At 52.7% G+C, this 23,302-nt stretch carries 21 protein-coding genes; 4 read left to right on the top strand and 17 right to left on the bottom strand.

Going from position 1 to position 23,302, the window contains the following annotated elements:
- The first annotated feature begins 2 nt into the window (after positions 1 to 2).
- The 3 genes from DEP07_RS11680 to DEP07_RS11670 all read left to right on the top strand — a co-directional run bounded on the left by DEP07_RS11680 (position 3) and on the right by DEP07_RS11670 (position 2,516).
- A complete protein-coding gene (locus DEP07_RS11680) occupies positions 3 to 485 on the top strand; it encodes a GNAT family N-acetyltransferase (RefSeq protein ID WP_122962892.1) in 483 nt (160 codons plus the stop codon).
- Between the two features lie 105 nt (positions 486 to 590).
- Entirely contained in the window at positions 591 to 1,436 is an 846-nt protein-coding gene (locus tag DEP07_RS11675) for a hypothetical protein (protein ID WP_173596092.1), read from the top strand.
- A gap of 411 nt (positions 1,437 to 1,847) precedes the next feature.
- Complete coding sequence (locus tag DEP07_RS11670) at positions 1,848 to 2,516, top strand: hypothetical protein (RefSeq protein ID WP_173596091.1); 669 nt, start codon at positions 1,848 to 1,850, stop codon at positions 2,514 to 2,516.
- A gap of 215 nt (positions 2,517 to 2,731) precedes the next feature.
- Here DEP07_RS11670 and DEP07_RS11665 read toward each other — a convergent pair whose 3' ends face one another.
- From DEP07_RS11665 to DEP07_RS11600, 14 genes are all read right to left on the bottom strand, one after another.
- A complete protein-coding gene (locus DEP07_RS11665) occupies positions 2,732 to 3,274 on the bottom strand; it encodes a hypothetical protein (protein WP_173596090.1) in 543 nt (180 codons plus the stop codon).
- An 81-nt stretch (positions 3,275 to 3,355) separates the two neighbouring features.
- Complete coding sequence (locus DEP07_RS11660; RefSeq protein ID WP_287102526.1) at positions 3,356 to 5,035, bottom strand: hypothetical protein; 1,680 nt, start codon at positions 5,033 to 5,035, stop codon at positions 3,356 to 3,358.
- Between the two features lie 5 nt (positions 5,036 to 5,040).
- A complete protein-coding gene (locus DEP07_RS11655; RefSeq protein WP_287102525.1) occupies positions 5,041 to 5,961 on the bottom strand; it encodes a hypothetical protein in 921 nt (306 codons plus the stop codon).
- Positions 5,961 to 6,983 carry a bifunctional UDP-N-acetylglucosamine diphosphorylase/glucosamine-1-phosphate N-acetyltransferase GlmU gene (glmU, locus tag DEP07_RS11650; RefSeq protein ID WP_122962887.1) on the bottom strand — a complete coding sequence of 341 codons (1,023 nt, stop codon included), beginning with the start codon at positions 6,981 to 6,983 and terminating at the stop codon, positions 5,961 to 5,963. Before glmU ends, DEP07_RS11655 begins: the two co-directional genes overlap by 1 nt.
- Positions 6,980 to 7,186, bottom strand: a complete 207-nt coding sequence (locus DEP07_RS11645; protein WP_122962886.1) for a hypothetical protein — start codon at positions 7,184 to 7,186, stop codon at positions 6,980 to 6,982. Before DEP07_RS11645 ends, glmU begins: the two co-directional genes overlap by 4 nt.
- Before the next feature lie 57 nt (positions 7,187 to 7,243).
- A complete protein-coding gene (gene glmS / locus DEP07_RS11640; protein WP_122962885.1) occupies positions 7,244 to 9,076 on the bottom strand; it encodes a glutamine--fructose-6-phosphate transaminase (isomerizing) in 1,833 nt (610 codons plus the stop codon).
- 34 nt (positions 9,077 to 9,110) lie between these two features.
- Positions 9,111 to 10,472: a nucleotide sugar dehydrogenase gene (locus tag DEP07_RS11635; protein WP_122962884.1), complete on the bottom strand. Its 1,362-nt coding sequence runs from the start codon at positions 10,470 to 10,472 to the stop codon at positions 9,111 to 9,113.
- A 22-nt stretch (positions 10,473 to 10,494) separates the two neighbouring features.
- Complete coding sequence (locus tag DEP07_RS11630; RefSeq protein WP_173596086.1) at positions 10,495 to 11,286, bottom strand: response regulator transcription factor; 792 nt, start codon at positions 11,284 to 11,286, stop codon at positions 10,495 to 10,497.
- A 2-nt stretch (positions 11,287 to 11,288) separates the two neighbouring features.
- Entirely contained in the window at positions 11,289 to 12,725 is a 1,437-nt protein-coding gene (locus tag DEP07_RS11625; protein WP_122962882.1) for a glycosyltransferase family 2 protein, read from the bottom strand.
- A gap of 17 nt (positions 12,726 to 12,742) precedes the next feature.
- Complete coding sequence (locus DEP07_RS11620; protein ID WP_242772355.1) at positions 12,743 to 13,930, bottom strand: HEAT repeat domain-containing protein; 1,188 nt, start codon at positions 13,928 to 13,930, stop codon at positions 12,743 to 12,745.
- A gap of 24 nt (positions 13,931 to 13,954) precedes the next feature.
- Positions 13,955 to 16,189: a hypothetical protein gene (locus DEP07_RS11615; protein WP_287102524.1), complete on the bottom strand. Its 2,235-nt coding sequence runs from the start codon at positions 16,187 to 16,189 to the stop codon at positions 13,955 to 13,957.
- A 512-nt stretch (positions 16,190 to 16,701) separates the two neighbouring features.
- Positions 16,702 to 17,256: a peroxiredoxin gene (locus DEP07_RS11610; RefSeq protein WP_173596084.1), complete on the bottom strand. Its 555-nt coding sequence runs from the start codon at positions 17,254 to 17,256 to the stop codon at positions 16,702 to 16,704.
- A gap of 72 nt (positions 17,257 to 17,328) precedes the next feature.
- Entirely contained in the window at positions 17,329 to 17,577 is a 249-nt protein-coding gene (locus DEP07_RS11605) for a glutaredoxin family protein (RefSeq protein WP_122962878.1), read from the bottom strand.
- A gap of 28 nt (positions 17,578 to 17,605) precedes the next feature.
- Positions 17,606 to 18,529, bottom strand: coding sequence for an NAD(P)/FAD-dependent oxidoreductase (locus tag DEP07_RS11600; protein WP_122962877.1), 924 nt, complete (start codon positions 18,527 to 18,529; stop codon positions 17,606 to 17,608).
- Between the two features lie 356 nt (positions 18,530 to 18,885).
- On the opposite strand from DEP07_RS11600, the gene nhaC reads away from it, so the two are divergent.
- The gene (gene nhaC / locus DEP07_RS11595) at positions 18,886 to 20,238 is read left to right on the top strand and encodes a Na+/H+ antiporter NhaC (protein ID WP_173596083.1); all 1,353 of its coding nucleotides are present in this window, start codon (positions 18,886 to 18,888) and stop codon (positions 20,236 to 20,238) included.
- Here nhaC and DEP07_RS11590 read toward each other — a convergent pair.
- The 3 genes from DEP07_RS11590 to DEP07_RS11580 are packed head-to-tail and all read right to left on the bottom strand — an operon-like array spanning position 20,235 to position 23,249.
- A complete protein-coding gene (locus DEP07_RS11590) occupies positions 20,235 to 21,449 on the bottom strand; it encodes a sensor domain-containing diguanylate cyclase (protein ID WP_122962876.1) in 1,215 nt (404 codons plus the stop codon). The genes nhaC and DEP07_RS11590 overlap by 4 nt on opposite strands.
- 27 nt (positions 21,450 to 21,476) lie before the next feature.
- Entirely contained in the window at positions 21,477 to 21,803 is a 327-nt protein-coding gene (locus DEP07_RS11585) for a DUF3870 domain-containing protein (RefSeq protein ID WP_063229137.1), read from the bottom strand.
- Positions 21,804 to 21,836: 33 nt separating this feature from the next.
- Entirely contained in the window at positions 21,837 to 23,249 is a 1,413-nt protein-coding gene (locus DEP07_RS11580) for a PAS domain-containing sensor histidine kinase (RefSeq protein WP_173596082.1), read from the bottom strand.
- Positions 23,250 to 23,302: the final 53 nt, after the last annotated feature.

The raw sequence follows: 23,302 nt of genomic DNA, 5'->3' as shown, positions 1-23,302 counted from the left end.
CCATGATAAAATCGTTGAAATACGTACTCCTGCCTCCACAAGCACTGGCCGAATCTCAGGCAACCTTGGTGAGATTTGCCCGTCAGGAAGGGGAGCGGCGCATCACCCAGCACGCAATCGAATGGCTCGCGCGCCTGACCCCCAAGATGCTTTCCAAACAGGAAACCAGTGTCGCTCTTGCCATGAACGGGAAGCACGTAGTCGGACTGTTCGCTGTTTCTCGCTGTGGACTGGGTCATTCCTTCCTGGTTGTAGATAAGCGCTACCGCCATCGCGGAATCGGCAAGGCACTGACGGAACACATCTGTCAGTGTCTGCCCAAACTGTATGTGCGCGTAGGTCTGGATAATGAGGCAAGTCTTTCCTTTTTCCGAACGTTGGGCTTTGAGCCTGTCAAAGCGAGCATCGGGCCAGCGGGCAAACCTACGCTTTGGCTCGCCTATGGCCATTGGACTCTCACCGATTTACAGGAACATGCCGGCTGATGGTCCGGCATGTTTTTTCTTCCTAATGCGAATTCTTTTGCTTCATCGATTCGTGCATGAGTAAAACCACCTTGGTAAAAATACCTCGTGGAGGTGGTCTTACCCATGACCTACACAAACAACCAAAATCAAATGCAATCTGGACAACAACAATTTCTCGGAGCGATGACTCCAGCAGGGGCTATGCTTCAACCAGGGTACGCCGGAACAAACGTTCAGGAGGTACAACACTGGAATCACGGTGGACATGCCCAATCGATCGGGACTCCTACATACGGCATGCCTGCGGGCGGCGGTATCGGCCAAGGACAGTCCATTTTCTCTCCAGGCTTCGCGGGTACAAACGCACAGGAGGTCAGACAGCTGAACCACAGCTATCAGGCTCCGCAAGCACAAGGCTACAACCAGCAACAAGCTTATGGTCAGCAACAGCAAGGCTATGGACAAAACCAGGCATTGCAATCCATCATGCACCAATCGGGAGGCTACATTCCGGCTCAGCCTGCGTACCAGCAATCGTACGGCGCCGGCATCAATTCGATTTTCTCTCCCGGTTTTGCCGGAACAAACGCGCAGGAAGTGCGCCAGCAAAATCAACCGGGATACGCTGGCTACACAGGTCAGCAGCACTATGCTGCACAAACTTCCTATCCTCCTGCGCTGACAGGCAGCATCTTCTCTCCTGGATTCGCGAATACAAACGTTCAGGAAGTGCGTCAGCTCAACCAAGGCGGCCATGCTTCCCCAACCGCGCAAGGCGGGTATGGCATGCAGGCAAACTACAACCAGCCGCAGCAATATCAGCAACACCAGCCTTCGATCGGCCTTGGGGCACAATCGATTTTCTCTCCTGGCTTCGCCGGAACCAACGTGCAAGAAGTTCGTCAGTTGAACGCGCCTGGTCAGGCAGCAGCGCCACATACAGGTTCGATCTTCCCGGGATCTTACTAGACTGCGACTTCTTCACACTATCGAGAAACGTAACAATCAGCTAAACATTGTATAGGAACGAAAAATAACAAAAAGAATGCTGGCGTAACTTTCTACGTGCAGCATTCTTTTTTTGTTAAAGTAATCCGTTACTTATTACTTGGGACGGTTCAGTTTCACAATCAAAGCTACAATTGCTGCTATAAATAGGATCAGGATTATGATTCCTGGCACCCCAATAGCCGACATTCATACCCCTCCTTTCACAGCCCTTATAAATACCATTTTTCACCAAAAACACTAGAAAGTAAAGTTGTCATTATATTTTATCAATTAATAATTAACAAAAATTAACTATATTATTTACAAATAAATAAAATTAAGGTTAATATTGTAAATGGAAATATTTTCATGCATAGGAGGATGATTAATTTGAAAAAGATTTTTTCAGTTATGTCTGCAGCAACATTGTCTCTAGCACTATTAACAGGAAGCGCTTTTGCTGCCGAAACACCCTCTACAAAAGCCTCTGCTAGCATAGATTATTCAACCGTAAGTAACGAAATGATTAAACAAAAGCTTATAGAAATTGCTAATAAATATGATATTAACGAAGTAATTGAGGGTGAGGATCTGGAATTTATCAAGACGTACGGAACTAGAGTTATTTCAGTCCCCCAAAAAACCACCAGTAACCAAATACAAGCAAAAGCTGTTACTGATTCGGTAAAAACACACAAAGTAAAAGGTGCAGCCGACAATGACGTGTTCGCTGGCTCTATAAAAGGTACTCTCGAAACAGCTCTAGGCATTTGGCAAAATACTATTGAAGGAGATATAACCACCAAAGTGACCAGCGGAACTCCTGACTCCTATAAAACAGATGTACGGATTGTGGGATACGGTGTTGTTGGTACTAGCGGTACATATATTGGCAAAACTGTTGACGAGACTTACACAAGTGGTTGGACAAAGAGCAAGAAAAAATCTTGGACATATACTTTAGATCGAGTTTTTTACGGGAGTGTAGCTTACCTTACAATTGATGTTGTTGCTTCTGTAAGTGGAGAAGATGGTGAATTAGAAATTACATCTGACTAAAGTGTGCCTTTAACTACGAGAAACGTAAAACACCAGGTTCAACTTGCCTATAACGAAACAATGCAAATTACACGACAATCAATGAACCGAATAAAAGGACTACTGCCACCTGAAACGGAACCAGCAAGGTTAACTATACAGACCGTCCCCTCACATTGGCATCAACAGACCGCAAGCCTGTCGATCAAAAAAAGCGTGACCGCCCTTAAAGACGGTCACGCTTTTTCACTTGTAGACATGGTGCGCTGTTCCTCGACGGCGGCAAACAGGGCGTGCAACTGCGCCAGGCTCGTCTCGTCGACTGTGAACGTGAAGCTGTCGAACAAATAGGCGTCGCGTTCCACCCCGACACAGGACAAGCCGGAGCTTCCCGCTGCGAATTGGGCGGCTACACATGCCTCTGTCTGCTCCAGTTGCTCGCGGACAGCCACATGCGTTTCCAGTGCGGTCCGAAACGTATCCATCACCTTCGCCAGCCGCTCATCCTGACGGGCCAAGCGGTACAGCGCCAACTCGATTTGCAGCCAGCAAGTCGTGTAAAAATGAAATTCCAAAAACAGAGTCGCAAGAGCGGCACGCAACGGCTGATCGTCACCAGTAGCTTGCATCTGTTCAAAACAGGCGTAAGCCTCCTGCTTTTTCTCCTGGATCAGGTCGTAATGGCTGACGGCACCGCGGTAAAACTTGCGAACGACGTTGTACAAAAGCTCAGGCGTGCGAGGCGGAAGACCCCGATGTCTGTTGGAACTGTCACGCATGATCGTTTCCCCTCTCTTCCACCGACCTTCCTCTCTTCATTGTACAACACTCGCCAGCTCGTAGCGCGTCTTGCCTGCTTTTTACTCTTTCCCGTTTTTCCAGTAATCGTAAGCGTGGATGGCGTGGCCCATGTACGATTCGTACGGCGCAAGCGATTTCGTCACCTGCTTTAGCTGCCGCTCCATCTCGGTCATCCCTTCCTCGTAAAACGAGATGCCGCTCCCTTCGTGACTTTCCTTCGTTTCCACGGCGACGACAATATTTTTCTGGATGCTTTGCGCGTACGCCAGCTGCTGCTCTACCAGTCCGACGATTCGGTCTGCTGAATCGCGAAAAGCCATCAAGGTCGTATGATCCATCTGCTGAATCATCCAGTGGGAAAACGGCAGATCAGGCTGTCCCGGCACTGGCGTATGATCCAGCCACGCTGCGAGATCGACGCTTGCTTCCAGTTCGCCGTCTCGCTTCGTCTCCTCCACGAACGCTTCAATATTGCCCATCCACTGGCGCAATACCTCGTCCTTGTCTTCCCGCCAGACAGGCATGACATATGGCTCGATATCGAGGTGGATGCCGTGAAACTGTTCGTCCTCGCTGACGGAGCGGTTGTACGCCTTCACCCAGTTGACGAGCTTCATGATTTTCCCTTTGCTCTCAGCCAGCGCCCAGATCGGATGACCGCCCATGGCGTGCACTTCGATCCCCGCAGCTTTAGCTTGGCGGACAAAATCACGATAATAGGAAGGCGGCTGTTCCAAATCAAGCCGGACGTACAACAGGTTGACCCCGTTCTGTTTGGCAAAGGCGAGAATTTCCGCTTTTTCTGTGCCGATCAATTCGGCTCGCCATATATAGGTGCCTCTGTAACGCGCTTTCGGAACCGGCTCCAACGGCGCAGCCTCCTTCCAATGCCGATAATCGTGGATCGCCACACCGGAAAAGGAGGGATGATCTCCCAGCTTTTCCGGCAAAAGCGCAAGCTGGCGGTTCATCTCCACCGCGCCTTCTTCGGCGAAGGAAGCGTGATCGTCGCTGAGCTTTTTCATGTTGACTGCCACCATCACCCGTTTGCCCAGCTTGTCCGCTTCTCTCAGCTCATCCTCGACCAGCGCAAGGATGCCGTTGTTCCCGGCGAGCGTATCGCGGTACGCCATGATGCACACCGTATCAAACTGCTCGATCATCCACTCGGACACGAAAACATCTTTTTGATCCGGCATGGATATATCGTCGAGCCAAAAAGCGATCGCCGCACTCGTCACAAGGTCGGGCTGCCGTTTCACTTCCCGCGTGAATGCCTGCATGTTCGCTTGCCACTCGCGGAGCACCCGTTCGCGATCGGTGTCCCAAAACGGCAGCAAATACGGCTCGATATCCAGTTGAATACCGCGGATTCGCTCCTGATCAGTCGCCTCCAGATTGTATGCCTTCACCCACTTGACGATGTTGAGCATTCGCTTTTCGTTGCTGGCAAGCGCCCAGGCGGGATGACCAGCGACAGCGTGAACCTCGATCCCCAGCGCACTTGCTTCGCGAATAAAAGCCTGGTAGTAATCAAACGGCTTGTTCATTTCGATCCGCAAGTAAATCAAATTGATCTCGTTTTCCTGGCAAAAGGCCAGAATTTCCCGTTTCTCGTCTCCAATCATCTCGGATTGCCAAATCCACGTGGCCTTACTCTTTTTTTCCGCTGGGGAAAAGCCGAACAGAAAGCCGAGCGTCAGGCAGAGTGCACTAAGGTAGATGGGCGCGGCTTTCATGTATGTTAGCTACTCCTCTCGTTGGCTTCTATACTTTGCTTCCAGCTTTCGTAGTCGTGAATGGCGCTTCCCGCGAAGGCAGGATTGCCTGACAGCACTTCTTGCAAAATGACCAGCTGGTTTTTCATTTCCGTCGGGCCGTCAGCAAAAAAGCTGACATGCGAGCCTTCCGCCGATTCCATGATGTTGACCCCGACGATGACGGAGCCTTTTTTTCGGGAGTTGGCATCGGCGACGATCTTTTTGACAAGCTCCACAATGCCGTTGTTTCCCTCGGCACGATTGCGGTACGCCATGAGCGTGATGCTGTCGAGCCGTTCCACCATCCAGTTGCTCACCTTTTCTTCGCTCCCCGGAACCGACACGGAGTCGATCCAGAACGGCAAGTCCGCGCTGACCGTCAAATCGGTGTCTTTTTTCGTCTCAGCCACCAAGTATGTAACATTTTTCAGCCACTCCCGGACGACTTCTTGCCGGGATTCCTTCCAGTCCGGCAGCAAATACGGCTCGATGTCGACATGGATGCCTGAGAAGCGTTCGTTTGCCTTCGCCTGCTTGTTGTACGCCTTCACCCAGGAGATCAGCTCATCGATACTTTGGCGATTCTTGGTCAGCGCCCAGTTGGGATCGCCGCCAAGCGCCTCCACCAAAATGCCAGCCTGTCCCGCTTTGCGGACGAAGGAGCGGTACGTGTGCGGAGCAACCGCAGTCGGTTCAATGTGCAGGTAAATCAGATTGATCTCATTTTGCCTGGCGAAGTCGATCATTTCGTCGGTCTGTGTCTCGATCTGTTTGGCATCCCATATCCAGGTAGCTGTCGTCAGGGCTTGACGGGTTTGATTTGCGAGTGTGAGCATGAGAATGGAGGCTGCCACGAGCAGCGCAACGCCTGCCCAGAGCGGGCCGTATTTGCGTAGTGCGCGCATCATTTCTGCTCGTAGCTCTGCCCGCTTGTCGCCGCCCCTGCATATGCCAATGCCCTGTCTGTGTGCCTGTTCCCGTCAAACGCCGAAAATGGCGGAACTCTCGTGTAATCCTCGATATTCATGTCTTTTACCTGGGCATGCGGCCCAATCTGGCAGCCTTCCCCGATCCGGGTTTGTCCCAGCAAAACGGTGCCGGGATAGAGCACCGTGTCACGGCCAATCGTCACGGTAGAATCGATATAGGTGGCGTTGGGATCAACCATCGTTACCCCTCTGCGCATGTGGCGCTCGTTGATCCGCTTGCGCATCAGCTGCTCCATGTAGGCGAGCTGCACCCGGTCGTTGACTCCCGCGCCTTCTTCCGCATCCGCTGCCACCGATGCAGCCACCAGCTCGCCTTGCTCCTGCAACAATGCGAGGACGTCCGGCAAGTAATATTCACCTTGGGCGTTCTCGTTGGAAACATGCGGGAGAGTGGCAAACAGCTTCCGGTTGTCGAAGCAAAAAATTCCCGTGCTGATTTCGTTCACCTTTTTTTGTCCCAGCGTCGCGTCTTTCTCCTCGACGATTTTGCGGACGGCTCCATTCTCATCGCGGATAATTCTCCCGTAGCCTGTCGGGTTGTCCACGACGGCGGTCAGCACGGTCGCCGCAGCCTGTTTGGCCTGATGGCAGTCGAGCAGTTCCTGCAATGTTTCGCTCTGGACGAGAGGCGTATCGCCGTTCAGGACAATCGTTACACCTTCTTGCTCCCCGAGAATGCCGCTGCTCATCCAGAGGGCGTGCGCTGTGCCAAGCTGCTCTTTTTGCAAGGCGTACTGCACGCGGTTGCCCAGCTGCTCTTTCACCGCCTCCGCTCCGTGGCCGACGATCACCACCAGATTTCGCAATGCCAATGGAACAAGCGCATCGACAACATGCTCAATCATCGGCTTTCCGCACAGCGGATGCATCACTTTGTAGAGCGATGAGTTCATTCGGGTGCCTTTTCCTGCTGCAAGCACTACTGCGTGTATGTTCATCCTGTCGCCTCCACTTTGGCCCCTTGACTGGATGCAAGCGGGCCTTGCTGGATTTGTGGTTCCAAATACGGTTTCAATTCATACGTCAATGTGTGGATCATCATGTTCAAATCAACATCTTTCCTCTGTACGCCCAGCTGATAGGCTTGGAGCATGATCGCAAGCAATACTTCCTGATTCAACTCCGGCTTCGAGGTGCTCATTCGCTCGTTCCTCCCAGTCAGTCCCGTATTGTGGTTCTTAACCATGGACGGATCAGCCTACTCAACTGTTACACTTTTGGCCAAATTGCGTGGACGGTCTACATCATTGCCCAAGACGACTGACGTGTAGTAAGCGATGAGCTGTAGCGGAATGACGCTAAGCACAGGGGAGAGCAGCGCATCTGTCTTCGGAATCAGGCACACATCATCCACTGTCCGGTGCAAGTCGAGGTGGTCTTCGTGCGTAATGCCGAGCACGTTGGCGCCGCGCGCTTTTACTTCCGTAATGTTGCTGATCATTTTCTCATGCAGCGCGTCCTGCGTGGACAGCGCGATCACCCGCGTCCCTTCTTCGATCAAGGCCAAGGTGCCATGCTTCAACTCTCCCGCCGCGTACGCCTCGGAGTGGATGTAGGAGATTTCCTTGAGCTTGAGCGAGCCTTCCATGGAAACGGCGAAGTCGATTCCGCGCCCGATGAAAAACAACTGGCGCTCGTCCTTGATCGACTCGGCAAAATGCCGCAACTGCTTGGCATGGGTCAAAATCTCTGCGACTTGCTCTGGCAACTCTTTCAGCTTCCCGAGCAGCGCAGCAATCTCTTGCGGGGCCATCGTCGCTTTTTGTTGCGCCAAATACATTCCCCACAAATAAAAGGCGATCAGCTGGGAAGTGTACGCTTTCGTGGAAGCGACGGCGATTTCCGGCCCGGCATTGGTCGTGATCACATCGTCTGCTTCACGGGCAATCGAGCTGCCGACCACGTTGGTGATGGCGAGGACAGCCGATCCGTTGCGCTTCGCCTCTCGCATGGCAGCGAGCGTATCCGCCGTTTCCCCGGACTGGCTGACGGCAATCGTCAACGTGTTTTTCGCAAACAACGGTCGGCGGTAGCGGAACTCGGAAGCGACATCCACCTCGACCGGGATTTGGGCAAGACTCTCGATGACGTGCTTGCCGATCAAGCCCGCGTGGTAGGCGGTACCGCATGCGACGATGTATATTTTCTCGATTTGCTTGACAGATCGAGACGATAACTGAAGATTAGGAAAAATAACCTTCTGTCCTGTCTCGTCGATCCGCCCTGTCATCGTATTGCGCAGAGCGCGCGGCTGCTCATGGATTTCCTTTTCCATGTAATGGGCGTACCCGTCTTTTTCCGCCTGCTCCTTGTCCCAGTCAATGCGGACGAGTTCGCGCTTGACAGGATCGTCTGTCAAAAGGCTCATGACCCGCACAGAATCACTCGTCAGCACAGCCAGATCGCCGTCCTCCAAAACGTACACATCGCGCGTATGCTCCAGAATAGCGGGAATGTCAGAGCCGATAAAATTCTCGTTCTCCCCCACTCCGATGATCAGCGGACTCGCCACGCGTACCGCGACGAGCTTGTCTGGTTCGTATTCCGACATGACTCCGAGAGCAAACGCTCCGCGAATTTTCCCTGCCACTGCGCGTACCGCCGCGACCAGATCGCCAGCGTATTCCCGCGCCAGCAGGTGGGCGATCACTTCCGTGTCTGTCTCCGAGCGAAACGCGACACCCTGCTCGATCAGCTCCTGCTTGATCTCCAGGTAGTTTTCGATAATGCCGTTGTGGACAATCGAAAACTTGTTGGTCGCATCCAAGTGAGGATGTGAATTTTCATCGGAAGGACGCCCGTGCGTAGCCCAGCGCGTGTGCCCGATGCCGATGGAGCCGGATAGCCCGGATTGCTCGGTCTTTTGCACCAGCGCATCGATTCTTCCTTTCGCCTTGCGCACGGCGATAGACTCTCCATCGCAAATCGCGATGCCAGCCGAGTCATAGCCTCTGTATTCCAGCTTTTTCAGGCCGTTGATCAAAATGGGTTGTGCTTGTCTGTACCCGATGTATCCCATGATTCCGCACATGTTCGTAACTCCTCCTTCTGTTGCCCGGCGCTGTTTACGCCAGCAAGCTTACAATCTGTTTTTCCTCCTGGATCGCTACCGAGGTGCCGATGCGATACACATTCGGATTCTTGATTCCGTCGAAGGCATTGCGTGTATCGATAATCGCGATGCCCAAATCAGCCAGCTCCTGATAATCAAAGCATTTGTGGTTGGTGATGAGCACCATGCAATCGTACGTTTTGAACAAGTCGTAGTCATTATTAATGGAAGAAACAACTTGCCCCTTTTTGTCGAGGAAGCTTTGCGCGTACGGATCGAAATAGTCCACCTGCGCACCGCTCTTTTTGAACAGCTCGTAAATTTCCAGGCCCGGGGACTCGCGCAGATCGTCGATATCCGGCTTGTAGGCCATGCCCAAAATGAGGATGCGCGAGCTGTTGATCGCCTTGGCGTAAATGTTCAGCACTTGTGCCGTCTTGTTCAGCACGTAGTCTGGCATATTGTCGTTGATCGATTGGGCAATTTCGATGAACTGGCTGTGGAAGCGATAGCCTTTTGCTTTCCAAGACAGATACATCGGATCGAGCGGTATGCAATGCCCACCGATCCCAGGTCCCGGATAAAACGGCATGAACCCGAATGGCTTGGTCGATGCGGCCTTGATTACCTCCCAGACGTTGATGCCCATTCTGTCGCACATCATCGCCATTTCATTCATGAACGCGATGTTGACGCTGCGAAACGTGTTTTCCAAAAGCTTGGACATTTCCGCCACTTTTGGCGAGGAGACAGGAACCACTGTTTTGACCAGATTGCCGTACAACAGCGTTCCCAGCTCGATGCAACGCTCCGTTGTCCCTCCGATAATTTTCGGCGTGTTGTACGTGTTGAACTTGCGATTGCCCGGATCGACCCGCTCCGGCGAGTAGCAAAGGAAAAAGTCGACACCTGTGACATAGCCGAGCTTCTCCAGCTCGCGTCCGATCAGCTCGTCGGTCGTTCCCGGATACGTCGTGCTCTCCAGAGTGATGAGCAGCCCTTGTCGCATGTACGTTTTAATTTGTTCCACGACATTCGTGATGTAGGACGTGTCCGGGTCCTGATTCGGACTGAGCGGCGTCGGAACGCAAATGCTGATCGCGTCCAGCTCCCCGATGACGCGATATTCGCTCGTTGGCAAAAAGCGCTCGGTTGCCAGGCACTCCTGCAACGTTTCATTGGCGATGTCCTGGACGTAGGACTGTCCGTTTTTCAAGCTCTCGATTTTTCCTTCGTGCAAATCAATTCCTACTACGGTGTACCCGCTTTTCACAATTTCCACTGCGAGCGGCAGCCCGACGTAGCCAAGTCCAATTACGCCGATTCTCGCTGTTTTGTCGGCAATTTTTTTCTGTAGCTCCTCGTATCTAGTCATCCCGGTTTCTCTCCCTTTTTCTTTATGAAATCAAGCGCTTGACTCTGGCTTCCAGCTCTACTGGCGAAAATGGCTTCGTCATGTAGTCGGACGCCCCGAGGGCAAACGATTTTTGCACGTCTTCTTCCAGCTTTTTGTCCGTCAGCACCATGATTTTGCTCATCGCTTCCTGACCGAGGTGGCGAATTTTTTCCATCAGCTGGTAGCCGTTTAATACAGGCAAATTCAGATCGGTAATGACGAGATCAAAAGCGGCCTGGCGCAGCTTTTCCACGCCGTCTCCTCCATCGTGGGCGACCGTGATCTGGTAGCCTTTGCGCTGCAAATAGATGCGCAAAAACTCGTTGACCGTCTCATCCGGATTGACGAGCAAGATGCTCGCCTGCTCCTGCTGGCGCTGCGTGCCGTGCTGCTCGTACACGCTGATGCTGCCCGGCTCGCTCTGCTCCTTCATTTCCTGGATCATCCGCATCAGCATTTGCGCTGTGGAACGGGAGCTTTCCGGGAAGCTGGCGATGTACATGCCGCCAGTCAGCAGCTTGCGCGAGAGCATGTAATCCCTGATTTGCAGGGCGTAAAAATGGGTATCTGCCAGTTTCTTCTGTTCCAGCAAAATACCGAGAATTTGCTTGTTTTTGTCGTATGCGGCATGCAACGTAAGCCCGTCTTTTAGCTGTGCCTCCATGTCCCGTTTGACCAGCTCCAGCGACTCCGCCGAAACGTTTTTGCAAGCAGCCAAAATGACGCCGCACGCCACGCTTCGCTCTTCCATTTTGCTCAGAAGCTCATAAAAAGCAGGTACGAGATTACTCATGATCAAGCCTCCAGACTGGAAATGTTTTTATTGCTTTTCGACTGCCAGCTCGTCCGGGTCATCGTTCCCCACGAATTGTTGTTCCGCAAATATTCAATGTGTCCGAGGAATCTCCAGATGACGCCGATTTGCCGGTAGCCGAAAAACATGAGTATGGTATAGAAAAGCATTTTGACGATGTCCTGAAAACGGGGATAGCGTCGAAATGCGATTTCCTCTAGCAACAGGGACCCGATGCCGAGCAGTACGCCGTACAGCACGTTGAGCAAGCCGTAAATCAGAAGAACGTGGCTGTTCGTCATGTCCAAAAGCGTATAGCCGATCAGCGCCAGCAGTCCCGTAATGCGGAAATACGGATTCAATGTCTCAAACAAAATGTTGAAAGGCAGCGTCAGCATCCCGAACAGCTTGTATTTCGGGCGCAGTACCATATGCTTGCCGTATTCGATCATGTTTTTCAGGTTGCCCCGCCCCCAGCGGCGGCGCTGACTGCCCAAAATTTTCAACGAGTCGGGCGCTTGCGTCCAGCAGACGGCGTCCGGGCAAAACGCTACCCGGTACGGCAGCTTGTTTTCCAGCATGTATTTGTGCAGCTTGATGATGATGTTCATGTCCTCGCCCGGATAACCCTCGCGATAGCCGCCGACTTTGACCACGTAGTCTTTGCGGAAGACGCCGAACGCCCCCGAGACGATGATCAGGCCGTTGATCGCGCTCCAGCCGATGCGTCCGCCGAGAAACGCCTTCAAGTATTCCACCGACTGCATCATCGGCAAAAATTTGTCCGGCAGGCGAATTTCTTTGACCACGCCGTTCTCGATTTTGCAGCCGTTGGCAATCCGGATGTCGCCACCGATCGCCACGGTTTCCTCCGGGTTTTCCATGTACACCTTGGCAATGCGAATGAGCGCATCTTTTTCCAGCAACGAGTCGGCATCAATCGAAGCGATCAGCGGATAGTGCGACAAATTGATTCCGGCGTTCAGCGAGTCCGCTTTGCCCCCGTTTTCTTTGTCGATCAAGTACAAGTTGGGGAAATCCGGGTTGTGGTAAATGCCCCTGACCTGTGAAGTGTGCAGCAGCGGCTGAACTGGCAAATGTTTGGATATCGTCAAGGAAAACTCTTGGATCAACACTTGCAAAGTATCATCCTTGGAGCCGTCATTGACCACGATCACCTCATACCGCGGATAGTTCAGCGCGAGCAGCGATCGCACATTCTCAATGATTGTCAGCTCTTCGTTATAGGCAGGCACGAGAATCGAAATCGGCGGTACGTGCTCCGAGCCGGACAATGCCTGGAAGCGCGAATAAATCGAGCTTTTCAAAATCCCCATGATGCTTTTGAACGAAAACAGCATGATGATGAAATACAAGGAATTGATCGCCATGACGTAGTAGATGGCAAACATTCCGTAGTACAGCAAAAACTCTCTCATGCGGGCCTCCTTTCTGCTTATCCTTCCATCGCCTGAACGGTGGAAATGGTTTTTTTGCACGACTTACGGTACAAATGCAGCTTTTCATTGTAATCCAACAGCTTTTCTGTGCTTGGCTCGCCACCGAGGCTGCGCTCTGCTTTTTCCAGCTCTTCCTGGATGATTTGCTGAGCCATCTCGCTTTTCGGATTGCTGCCCTCTTCCCGCAATATGTCGCACAGAGCCGAAAAGCCTTTTGCTTGCAGCTGCGTCAAGCTGCGGGCGCTGTGATGCCGCACCCACCAGTTGGCATCGCCAACCGCTTTTTTCAGGGCGGGCACATAGTCCGCAAGCTGCATCGCCCCGATTGCTTTGACGATCAATGCGCGTATTTCCCAATCTTTGTGGTTCAAAAAGTCTTTGATCGTCTGGTCGTTCAAATAGCGGATGTCGCGGCACATGAGCTTCACGGCCTTGATCCGCACCTCTTTGTCAGCAGAGAGCGCCAGCCTGGACAATCCCGGCTCCAGTTCGAGCTGAGCGTGCACGGCGAAGCCGATCAACCCGATTTTGACCAATTCCGGATTTTTGTCGCGGATCCATTCGGTATAAAACGAAGTCGTGTCCAGCTGCGAGTCGCTGATCATGTCGACGATGAGCTGGTGAACGTTCTTTTTCATCCGCACGACATACTCCGCCATCTGCCGCAGGTCTTCCGCATCTCGGGCGCATTTGGCAATCGCCCTGGCAAAGATGAACAGGCTCGGATCGTTTGCCCCGCTTTTTTGCAACAGAACGAGCAAATCAGGCGCTGCCTGGCCGGATCGCATGACCCCCAAATTGTAGGCGGCGTCGACTCGCGTCCATTTCCAGCCGCTCCGCAGCCGTTCGAGATCGTGTGCAACGAGTCCCATATCTTCGCAGAGCTGGATCAATTTCTGCCTGTGGACGCCCGTAAAGCGTTCCATCAGTTCAAACAGCTTTTTTTGAATGAGCTGCTTTTCCTTTTGCGTCACCTCGCCGTAGGGCACCTTCAGGCGTTCTTCCTCTTCGCCGTAAGCTTGCAAGTAGACGAAGTAATCGCGGTATTTTTCTTCGCACATGCGTGCCTGCTTCTCTGCCGATAAATTTCGCAGCTTCAGTGCGAACAAGGCAAGCAATCCCAGCACGGTAATCCCGCTTAGCGTGTACACAAAAACAATTGCTGTCGCCAAAGGTGTTTGCACATTTGCCACTCTCCTGTCCAACATTTAAGGTTGAGCTTTGTCTGTCACGGGAGCCTGTATCTGTTTCCATGCTTTTTGGATGATCGAATAGCTTTGCTTTTTCCGCTCGTGGTAACCGACCTGCTCCCAGGCTGGCCAGGAGTAGATCGGAAGCTGCGACACCGGATAAGGGGAAGGCAGCTCGTTTTTCCCGACAATGCTTTGCGTCGAGCGCTCGACGAGAATGGGCAAAAGCCGGATTCCTTTGCTCGTCTCTGATGAAAAGCTTTTGCCAGCGTCCTTGTAGCTCATGACCGCAAGCGAACTCGGATCGGTGAATCCAAGCAGCATCCACGGCACTCTCAGCTCTACCACATCGCCTTTTGCCTGCCAGGCCGTCCGCGAGTCGTACTGCGGGTCCTGGGCATCGGTCGTTCCCCGCAAAAGCTTCCCGACCAGCACTTCTTCCAGCGGATGGTACGTCTTGCTGTCGGGCGGCTCCATCTCCAGTCCCACGGCGAGTTTCCACGGCTTGAATACACCGGAATCGTCGCGCAGTTCCTCTTCCTTCACTTCAAGCATTCCGTACCGTTTCCCGTAAAGCCGCGTGTGGAAGTCGTAGTTTGCCGCAATCTGAATCTGGCTCTCCTCGGCTTTGCCCAGCTCGATCAGCGTCTCCCATCCTTCGTCCAGCGTGAGTCCGGGCAGCTGTGCCGTGTGCTTGTTGCCTCCCTGAATCGTATCGACACCGAAATACAGCTTTGCTTTTTCCGGGTCAAAAGGGTGCGCAAGCTTCGCCAGCATATACACATAGCCTTCGTCGTGCGTCATCCAGATTTCGTCGATACCGGGAACACGGATGTCGAGCTTCTGCTTCTCCTCCGGTTTGAGCTGATCCCAGTCGGAACGATCGCCATCCATGACGAGCACGCCTTCTTTGTTCGGATACATCCCCAGGACGCCGAACAACGACTCGTTGGTCAGGACGTTGAGCCAAAAGGAACGGCGATCTTCCGGCAGTTCGAAGCGCATCGTGTTCCACGTTTTTTTGAACCATTCATCCTGCCAGACGAACAGGATGCCGCCGGCGTATCCTTCCTGATGAATTTCGCGCATGAGCGCCGCGTCGATCTCGCCTTGCTGCCGCTCGGAGTGCCCGCCCTGATTGCGTCCGAGATTGCCCAGGTGAGCGATTCCGACTGACGCCGGGACACCGAACTCCGTAACCATGACTGGCATGTTTTTGTGATGCGCCTTCAATTGCCGCAAATACGCCTTGTACGTGTCGATTTGCCCTGCGTCGTTTTTCACTTGTTGCAGGGCCGGATCGTAACGGAACAAATCCGGATAGTACGGATAGACGTGGTAGGACGCGAAGTAGCCCGCCTCCCATTTCACTGGCTGAATATGCATAGGGTCCACACTGACCAAATCTTCGTGATGCAACGGTTCTCCCGGATGCGACAGCGGATCGGTCGTCACCCAGTTGGTAAACGTCATCGGGTGCTGCCAGCCGTACTTGCTTTCTTCTGTTGCGACCGTATCGACCATTTCGGCGATCCAGGTCTCAAAAGCGGTAGCATCCGCCGTGGCGTTAAAATGCTTCCCCTGATACGGCGGCAGCTTCTGGTGCAAACGGTTTGTGTTTTGCACCATGACCGGGTCCCACTCCGTTCCGGTGTGCCAGCCAATCAAGTATTTGCCTGCATTCGCCGCATATTTGCCGCTCGCCTTGCCTGACTTCTCCGGCAGAGTGACCTCGCCGTAAACAGCCCCGACCGCGTCCTTGATCTCTTGGCGAAACTGCTCGCGAATCTCTGGCAAATACGCGTCTTTTTTCTCGATCAACAACTCCTCCGGGCTCCAGATGCCCTGCATCAAATAGAGCGGTGATCCTGTCTTGCTGCGATTGAACTCAACGAGCGCCTCATAAAAAGCAGGCGGGTGAATCGTGTATACGCGGATGACATTCGCGCCCATCTCGTCGATCATCGCGAACCAGCGCAAGTAGTCTTCTTTTTGAATGGGCAGCTCTCCCGGATAATGTCCTGGCAGCGACGCCCCCAGATTGACGCCTTTTGCAAAGAACGGCTGCCATTTTTCCGCTTGGAATACCTGGAGCTGATCGCCTTCTGTGCGAAACTTGATTTGGATGCCAGACGTCGTCTCCATGCTCTCGACCCGGTCTGCGTCCCAGAACCACCACACCGCGCTTGCGCCTATCACCATCAGGGCCATGAGACTCGCCCAACGCTTGCGTCTATTCTTTTTTGGTTCCAATTCCCGTCAACCTCCGATAAGCTGCCGCTGCCGCGAGCGGCTGCCGGCTCTCTCGCCCAACATCACTGTCATTGTAAACATAGGGGGCAAACGGTTCCCATAGACGAAATTCACTAATGTCTCTTTTGCCTATTTGTCATGAAAATGTAATGCAAAAGCATATTCGCCCCCATCGGCCTACTTTTTTTGGTGCGAAGTCCTGCAACCCGACCGTCCATCTGACCCATATTTTTCTGACAATTAGGTATATGTGCTTGAAGTTTTCCATTTGGGAAAGGCAGGAAAAATAGTAGGTTGCTACTATTTGGAAATGACTGATTTTTGCCGATATCGTCTGATCTTTACATAAAAATTACAGGAGAAAAGTTGTAAAAGCCGTTTCGAATCGGCGAATAGCCCTACTCTTCTGTTTTTCGTGGTAAGGAAGACTGCAAAAAAAGAGGCAATCTCCGCCTTACCAGGACGGTTAGATTGCCTCTTTTTTCACGCTTATGCTGTTTGGCCAGACGAAATTACAAAGTTTTCATGCCAGGCTTCCAGTTTGCAGGGCACAGTCCGCCTGCCTGGAGAGCTTGCAGCACGCGAGTTGTTTCGTCGACGCTGCGGCCTACGTTCATGTCTGTAACGACTTGATAGCGCAAGATTCCTTCCGGGTCGATAATGAACAGTCCGCGGTGAGCTGCGCCTGTTTCTTCATCCAGTACGCCGTACGCACGCGCTGTGTCTTTGTTGAAGTCGCTCGCTATCGGGAAGTTGACTGGACCGATTCCGTTTTGGTCGCGCGGCGTTTTGATCCATGCGCGGTGAGTGTGTACGCTGTCTGTGGACACGCCGAGCACTTCGCAATCGAGATCCTCAAATTCTTCCATGTTGTCGCTGAAGGAAGTGACTTCGGTAGGGCAAACGAAGGTGAAGTCGAACGGCCAGAAGAACAGGATCAGCCATTTGCCTTTGTAATCAGCCAGCGTCACGCGCTCTTCCAATGTCTCCAAGTTTTTCGTGGAGAGCATGTTGAAGTCTGGTGCCGGTTTTCCTACTTGCAGTTGTACAGTTTGTTGCGTTGTCATCATCAATCGCTCCTTTTCCTGTTGCGCTTTTTATAGTCAGTGGGCGTAAGTGATCGAAACAGCGGCGATGAATTACTGTGCAGTCTCTTCCAGAGCTGCCAGCGCTTTTTTGATGCGGGTCGGGTTGAAGCCGAGGATTTGCTTTTCACCGATGACCGTCAAAGGTACGGACATCACGCCGAGACGGTTCAGTTCTTGGGCAAATTCTTCTTTTTCGTCAATGTTGCGCTCTTCAAAAGCGATGTTTTGTTCGGTCAAATATGTTTTCAGTTGTTTGCAGAAGCTGCAGTTTGTGCTGGAGTATACGATTGCTTGTGCCATGAGAAAATCTCTCCTTTATAGTCGTCGATTATTTGTATTGGGGAACCACTTTGGAACGTTTGTTGATGTACTTGTCGACAGCCATCGCCGCAATCGCTCCGTCAGCCGCAGCCACGACAGCTTGCTTGACCGGAGTTTTGCGAACCTCTCCTGCTCCGAACACGCCCGGAACAGAAGACTGCATGTATTCGTCGAGGATCATGAAGCCTTCGTCGTCGAGCGGAACCTGTCCGTCCAGGAAATCCGTCCCGGGCTTGCTGCCGGACAAAAAGACGAACACACCGTCTACCGCAAGCAGCTCTTCGTTGCCTTCCGCTGTGCGGACGCGCAAGCCTTCTACTGCCTTTTCACCGACAATCTCCAAAGGTCGGGAGCGGAAAAAGATTTCCGTATTAGGCAGCTCAGGCACCTCTTCGACTCCTTGCAGGTCGCCACGCGGTACGAGGAAAGTAATTTTATCTGCAAATTTGGTCAGCGCATGCGCTTCTTCCAACGCTTCCTCCGAATCGCCGATCACAGCGACATGCTTTCCTTCATAAAAAGCGCCGTCGCATGTCGCACATGTGCTGACACCTCGACCGAGCAGCGCCTCTTCGCCTGGCAGCATCCGGTTGCGACCTTTGGAGCCGGTAGCGACGATGACAGCCTTCGCTTCAAAAGTGCCATGCGCTGTGAAGATGCTTTTCACTTCGTCTTCTACATCGACAGCGGAAATCGTCGTCTGGATAAATTCAGCGCCGAAGCTCTCTGCCTGTCTGCGCATTTTATCCAGCAGTTCTTTTCCAGTCATTTCGCCTTCTACACCAGGGTAGTTGGCGATTTTATGTGTCAGGGCAAGCGCACCTGTGCCGGGTGCCTTGTCGATTACGAGTGTTTTCAAATTTCCCCGGGCTGTGTATATGGCAGCGGATGTGCCAGCCGGACCGCCACCAATGATGATGACATCATACATGTATGGCTCCCCCTTTCTCGCATCCAAATTATAATTATTATCAACTAGGAACATTTCTCATTTTACTAGATATAAAGTAAAAGTCAATATCTTTTTGTAATCATTTTAAATAAGCTTTTTCCCATGGAGCGATATGCCAGCCAGGCTTATGATCGCAAGAAATGTGCTACTACTCCGTATTATTTTGCGATTCCGAATTTATTTGAACGCGTTGACGAAGCTGGGCATTCAGGATAAAGTCAGCCTATCGCTTGAACGCACAAAAGCAAAAAAGCCAAAAAGCGACAAAGCACAAAAGTAGAAAGCTGTGCAGCTTGTCCGCTTTTGCTTGCCAGTCTTTGCAAGGAGTTGCCATCATGAACAAAACCATTTCCTTTTCCCAAAGTCTCTGGGTGCTCTTGATCATATTCGGCATCCTGTTTCCCGCCTTATTCTGGGGGAAAGTAGAACCACACATGCCGCTTTTTGCCGCCACGATTGCGGCAGCCACTCTGCTGCGCCTGTTCGGCGTGCCTTGGAAGCAGATGGAGGAAGGCTTGGTCAAAGGCATTCAAACCGCGATCGCGCCGATGCTGATTTTGTGCCTGATCGGCATTTTGATCGGCGTCTGGATGATGAGCGGAACTGTGCCGATGATCCTGCACCTCGGCATTTCCTTGATTTCGCCGGAATATTTTACGATCAGCGCCCTCTTTTTGACCGTGATTGTCTCGACTGTCACTGGCAGCTCGTTTACGACGATCAGCACGATCGGCGTGGCGATGATGGGTGTCTCCACTGCGCTTGGGCTTGATCCGTTGATGACCGCCGGAGCGATTATTTGCGGAGCCTGTTTTGGGGACAAGATGTCTCCCCTGTCGGACACGACCAACTTTGCTGCGGCTATCGCCAATGTCTCGCTGATGAATCACGTCAAATTCATGTCGCATACCGCGATTCCGGCGCTGGCGATTACTGCGATTTTCTTCGTCGTTCAAGGGCAGTCCGCGAACGTGAGCCTCGATGCCATCCAAGCGATCCAGTTGTCTTTGGAACAAAACTTTTCGCTTGGCATAGCGACTTTGTTGCCTGCTGCCGTCGTGCTCGTCTGCTCTGCCCTGCGCAAGCCGATCCTCCCGACGCTCGTCTTCGGGATTTTGAGCGGAATCGCCACAGCTGCCCTGATGCAAGGTGTTCATTCCCCTGTCGAATGGATGAACGTCATGCAAAACGGCTTCGCCAGCGAGATCGCCAACGAAGCCGTTGCTTCTATCGTAAACCGGGGAGGGCTGTTGTCCATGACCTGGTCCCTCGCCTTGATTTTGATTGCCCTGTCTCTCGGCGGCATCCTGCAATACAGCGGTGTGTTCCACGCCTTGTTCGCAGGCATGATCAAACGGATCAAAAAAGCGGCAGGCATGGTCGGACTGGCCGGATCGTCTTCCATCCTCGTCAATGTGCTGACAGGGGAGCAATACTTGTCGATCCTGCTGCCGGGACAAATGTTCCGCGATGCGTTTGCCGAGCAAGGAATCGAGGGCCGACGTCTTTCCCGCACATTGGAAGACTGCGGTACATTGGTTAACCCGCTCATCCCCTGGGGCGTCAGCGGAGCCTTTTTCACCTCTACGTTGCACGTAGCGACGATCGATTACTTGCCGTATGTGATCTACCTGTGGATTTCGCCGCTGCTCACTTTCCTTTTTGCCCTGCGACAGCCGAAAGCCTAGCCTGTCGCATACACGGTCGTACAGTTTTTGCCTCTGCGCTTGGAGCGGTACAGTGCCTCATCGGCTGCCCGCTTCAAGCCGTCCGCCGTGTTGCTGTCGTCCGGAAACCGGGCGATGCCGACACTGACCCCGATTGGAATACAGCAATTGTCCTGAAGCAAGGGATGCAAACGCAAAAAGTCGCGAATCGCCCTCACCTTTTCTTCCGCCTCTTTCATGCTCGCCTGTGGACACAGCAGCATAAACTCGTCTCCTGCATAACGATAGGCGTTCTCTTTTTTGTCCGCCACCGTCCGCATCGCTTGGGCAATTCTGCGGATCAGCTCATCCCCGGCATGATGCCCGTACAGATCGTTCACCGATTTCAGGCTGTCCGAATCGAGCATGATCAAGGCAACCGCCGAATCCTCTTCTCCCAGCAACTGCTCCAAATCGCGGTGAAACGCCCGGTAGTTGGCAAGCCCGGTCAATTCATCCTGAAAAGACATTTGGTACATGCGATCGTACAGACGCGCCGTCTCAATCGCGCTCGCCACCTGGAAGCCGATCATTTTCAAAAGCTCCTCGTGCTCTTTTTTATAGGCAAATTCGAGATACGACTGGGCCGAGATCACGCCTTTGATTTGATTCCCCAGCATCAAGGGAACGAAAATACAAGTGTTGGTGTCGATCTCCGGGCTGCCCCAGCGGATCATTTCCGGCTCGCTCGGCTCTCCCTTCATCGTTCGGATGTGGATCGTTTGCTTCGTCTCGATCACTCTGGAGATGAGCGCCTGTCCGTACGGAATGACAAGCGGCCCGTAATTGACACCGTCGTCGATGCTGATCGGAATCCTGATCTCACTGTCGCCCTCGTCAAAAAACGCAATGAAAAACGCATCTGTGCGCATCACGCGCGAAACCAGCTCGAACGCTTTCCACAAAATCTTGTCCTCTTCAAACGTCTTCGCAAAAATGTGGCTCAAGTCGTGCAAAATCTTCATGTGCTCCGACATCCACATCATTTCGGACACTTTGTCGCGCAAGGCGCTGATTTTGCCCAGCAGCTCCTTGTGCAGCTGTCCGACATCTGCGGAAAATACTTCGTCTATCTCGACAGCGACTGCCTCGATTTCCTGCGGATCTACTGATTCCACACGGCTGAGCCAGTCGCTGTAACGCTCCAACAACTGCTTTGCATACGCTTCTTTTACGGCGTGGTCTTCATGCATGAACAACCCTCCGACTATTGGGTAGTCTTACGATTTTTTCTCATGATATCGATCGACAGCTGCACGAATTGCCTGCAAAACAGCTCCCTGGCCGGGGGCGAGGAAACGCTCCTGAATCGTCTGCGTAATTTCCTGCATCCCTGCTGCCACAGACTTGCCCACGAGCAAACTGACCAAAAACTCACTGGTCTTGTCCATCACAAAAGTAAAGCTGGCATCGCATATCACACCGTCATCCGCGTCGATGATGAGCACACAGCCGACCATCGTCGACACCTCGTACAGTGTCGTCCCTTTGGGAATTTGGGCAAACCCCGCTGTCAGCACCGTATTTCTGTTTTTCCAGTCAGCCATTTGCTTGTCCTCCCCTTCGCCGCTCGCGCCCTGTTAACTGATAATGGGCAAACATACCTCTACCGTCGTACCTCTGCCCTGGGTGCTCATGAGCCGTAATGTCCCGCGATGGTTTTCGATGATTCTGCGGCTGACCATCAATCCCAGTCCGGTTCCTGACTCTTTGGTCGTGAAAAACGCCTCGCCCAGACGAGCAAGCTGCTCCTCGGGTATCCCTACTCCATTGTCCTCAAAACGGATGACAACCTTGTCCCTCTCGCACCACAGCCGGATGACGATTTCTCCGCTGCCGGATGTGGCTTCGATCCCGTTTTTCAAAAAGTTGATGAATGCCTGCTTCAGCTGGTTCTCATCGCAATGCACCATCGGCAGCGGCGACTCCATGACCATGCGAATCGTCACTTTTTGCAGGATCGCTTCCGTTTCCAAAAGCGTCACGACGTGGTTCATCAAGTTGGTCAAGTCCCGTACCTCGAAGGCGGAAGCGTGCGGTTTGGCCAGCACCAGCAGTTCGCTGACGATCAACTCAATCCGGGCCAGCTCCGAGCTCATGATGGAAAAATACTCCTGCTTTCTCATGCCATCTTCTTGCATCAGCTGCACAAAGCCTTTCAAGGAAGTCAGCGGATTGCGAATCTCATGAGCGATCCCGGCAGCCAATTGCCCAACCAATGCCAGTTTTTCCGAGTTTTGCAAAAATTCATGCGCTCTTTTCCGCTCGGTCATATCGCGAATGAGTATGTATTTGCACAGCTTGTCCTGAATCATGACAGATGTTCCGCAGACCTCGACTTCAATGCGCGCCCCGTCCAGCCGGATCAGCTCCGCCTCGATCGGAGCCGCTGTCTCTCCCCACTCCAGCCGCTTTTGCAACTCGCGAATCAACGGCATGTCTCGCGGATGAAAAAAGGATGTGAAAGGATACGGCAACAGTTCCTCGAAACGCTGTGCCCCGATGAGCCTGATGCCAGACTGGTTGACATAGCGCAGCACGCCCTTTTCATAGACAAAAGCCGCTTCCAGAGACAGGTCCAGTATTTTGCACTGTTTGACCTCGCTGGCCTCTGCCATGGCTTGCGACATCTTTTGCACCATCGCGTAGTATCCGATCGTTGTCCCTTCGGAAAAAAACTCGCCATATGTAATATGTACGTGAACAGGCGGGCCATTCTTGCGGGAAAAATAGGTGCAAAACGGCTTCGGCTCCCCTTTTACCGCGCACTGCGTTTGCAGACGCACTCTTTCCTGTTCTTCTGCAACTGCCAGCTTCCAGAACGGGTCGCCTTCCCACTCGTCTGCTGAAAAGCCTGTCAGTGCTTCGCAAGCCGGATTTCCCTTGCAAACGCTTCCTGATTGATCTAGCAAAAAAGCGGCTTGCACCATTTGATCAAAGAAGGAGCGATAGAGAAGACTGCTCCTGCATTCATTATCTACCAAGTCTTTCATTGTGCCCCTCCCCTCCTGGGACGAGAAAACGGCTACTCCACTCCGGAAATAGC

Origin of the sequence: Brevibacillus sp. (genome assembly GCF_003521185.1) — a bacterium.
Lineage (GTDB): Bacteria > Bacillota > Bacilli > Brevibacillales > Brevibacillaceae > Brevibacillus > Brevibacillus parabrevis.
Note: the sequence above shows the minus strand (reverse complement) of the source record. Positions and strands in the feature narration are given on the sequence as shown.

What these genes read in the sequence shown, in the direction of transcription:
- DEP07_RS11635 (WP_122962884.1), bottom strand. Translation starts at nt 10,472, where the DNA reads ATGACTAGATACGAGGAGCTACAGAAAAAAATTGCCGACAAAACAGCG.
- DEP07_RS11665 (WP_173596090.1), bottom strand. Translation starts at nt 3,274, where the DNA reads ATGCGTGACAGTTCCAACAGACATCGGGGTCTTCCGCCTCGCACGCCT.
- DEP07_RS11625 (WP_122962882.1), bottom strand. Translation starts at nt 12,725, where the DNA reads ATGAGAGAGTTTTTGCTGTACTACGGAATGTTTGCCATCTACTACGTC.
- DEP07_RS11590 (WP_122962876.1), bottom strand. Translation starts at nt 21,449, where the DNA reads ATGCATGAAGACCACGCCGTAAAAGAAGCGTATGCAAAGCAGTTGTTG.
- nhaC (WP_173596083.1), top strand. Translation starts at nt 18,886, where the DNA reads ATGAACAAAACCATTTCCTTTTCCCAAAGTCTCTGGGTGCTCTTGATC.
- DEP07_RS11580 (WP_173596082.1), bottom strand. Translation starts at nt 23,249, where the DNA reads ATGAAAGACTTGGTAGATAATGAATGCAGGAGCAGTCTTCTCTATCGC.
- DEP07_RS11660 (WP_287102526.1), bottom strand. Translation starts at nt 5,035, where the DNA reads ATGAAAGCCGCGCCCATCTACCTTAGTGCACTCTGCCTGACGCTCGGC.
- DEP07_RS11645 (WP_122962886.1), bottom strand. Translation starts at nt 7,186, where the DNA reads ATGAGCACCTCGAAGCCGGAGTTGAATCAGGAAGTATTGCTTGCGATC.
- DEP07_RS11605 (WP_122962878.1), bottom strand. Translation starts at nt 17,577, where the DNA reads ATGGCACAAGCAATCGTATACTCCAGCACAAACTGCAGCTTCTGCAAA.
- glmS (WP_122962885.1), bottom strand. Translation starts at nt 9,076, where the DNA reads ATGTGCGGAATCATGGGATACATCGGGTACAGACAAGCACAACCCATT.
- glmU (WP_122962887.1), bottom strand. Translation starts at nt 6,983, where the DNA reads ATGAACATACACGCAGTAGTGCTTGCAGCAGGAAAAGGCACCCGAATG.
- DEP07_RS11680 (WP_122962892.1), top strand. Translation starts at nt 3, where the DNA reads ATGATAAAATCGTTGAAATACGTACTCCTGCCTCCACAAGCACTGGCC.
- DEP07_RS11655 (WP_287102525.1), bottom strand. Translation starts at nt 5,961, where the DNA reads ATGCGCGCACTACGCAAATACGGCCCGCTCTGGGCAGGCGTTGCGCTG.
- DEP07_RS11630 (WP_173596086.1), bottom strand. Translation starts at nt 11,286, where the DNA reads ATGAGTAATCTCGTACCTGCTTTTTATGAGCTTCTGAGCAAAATGGAA.
- DEP07_RS11675 (WP_173596092.1), top strand. Translation starts at nt 591, where the DNA reads ATGACCTACACAAACAACCAAAATCAAATGCAATCTGGACAACAACAA.
- DEP07_RS11585 (WP_063229137.1), bottom strand. Translation starts at nt 21,803, where the DNA reads ATGGCTGACTGGAAAAACAGAAATACGGTGCTGACAGCGGGGTTTGCC.
- DEP07_RS11600 (WP_122962877.1), bottom strand. Translation starts at nt 18,529, where the DNA reads ATGTATGATGTCATCATCATTGGTGGCGGTCCGGCTGGCACATCCGCT.
- DEP07_RS11610 (WP_173596084.1), bottom strand. Translation starts at nt 17,256, where the DNA reads ATGACAACGCAACAAACTGTACAACTGCAAGTAGGAAAACCGGCACCA.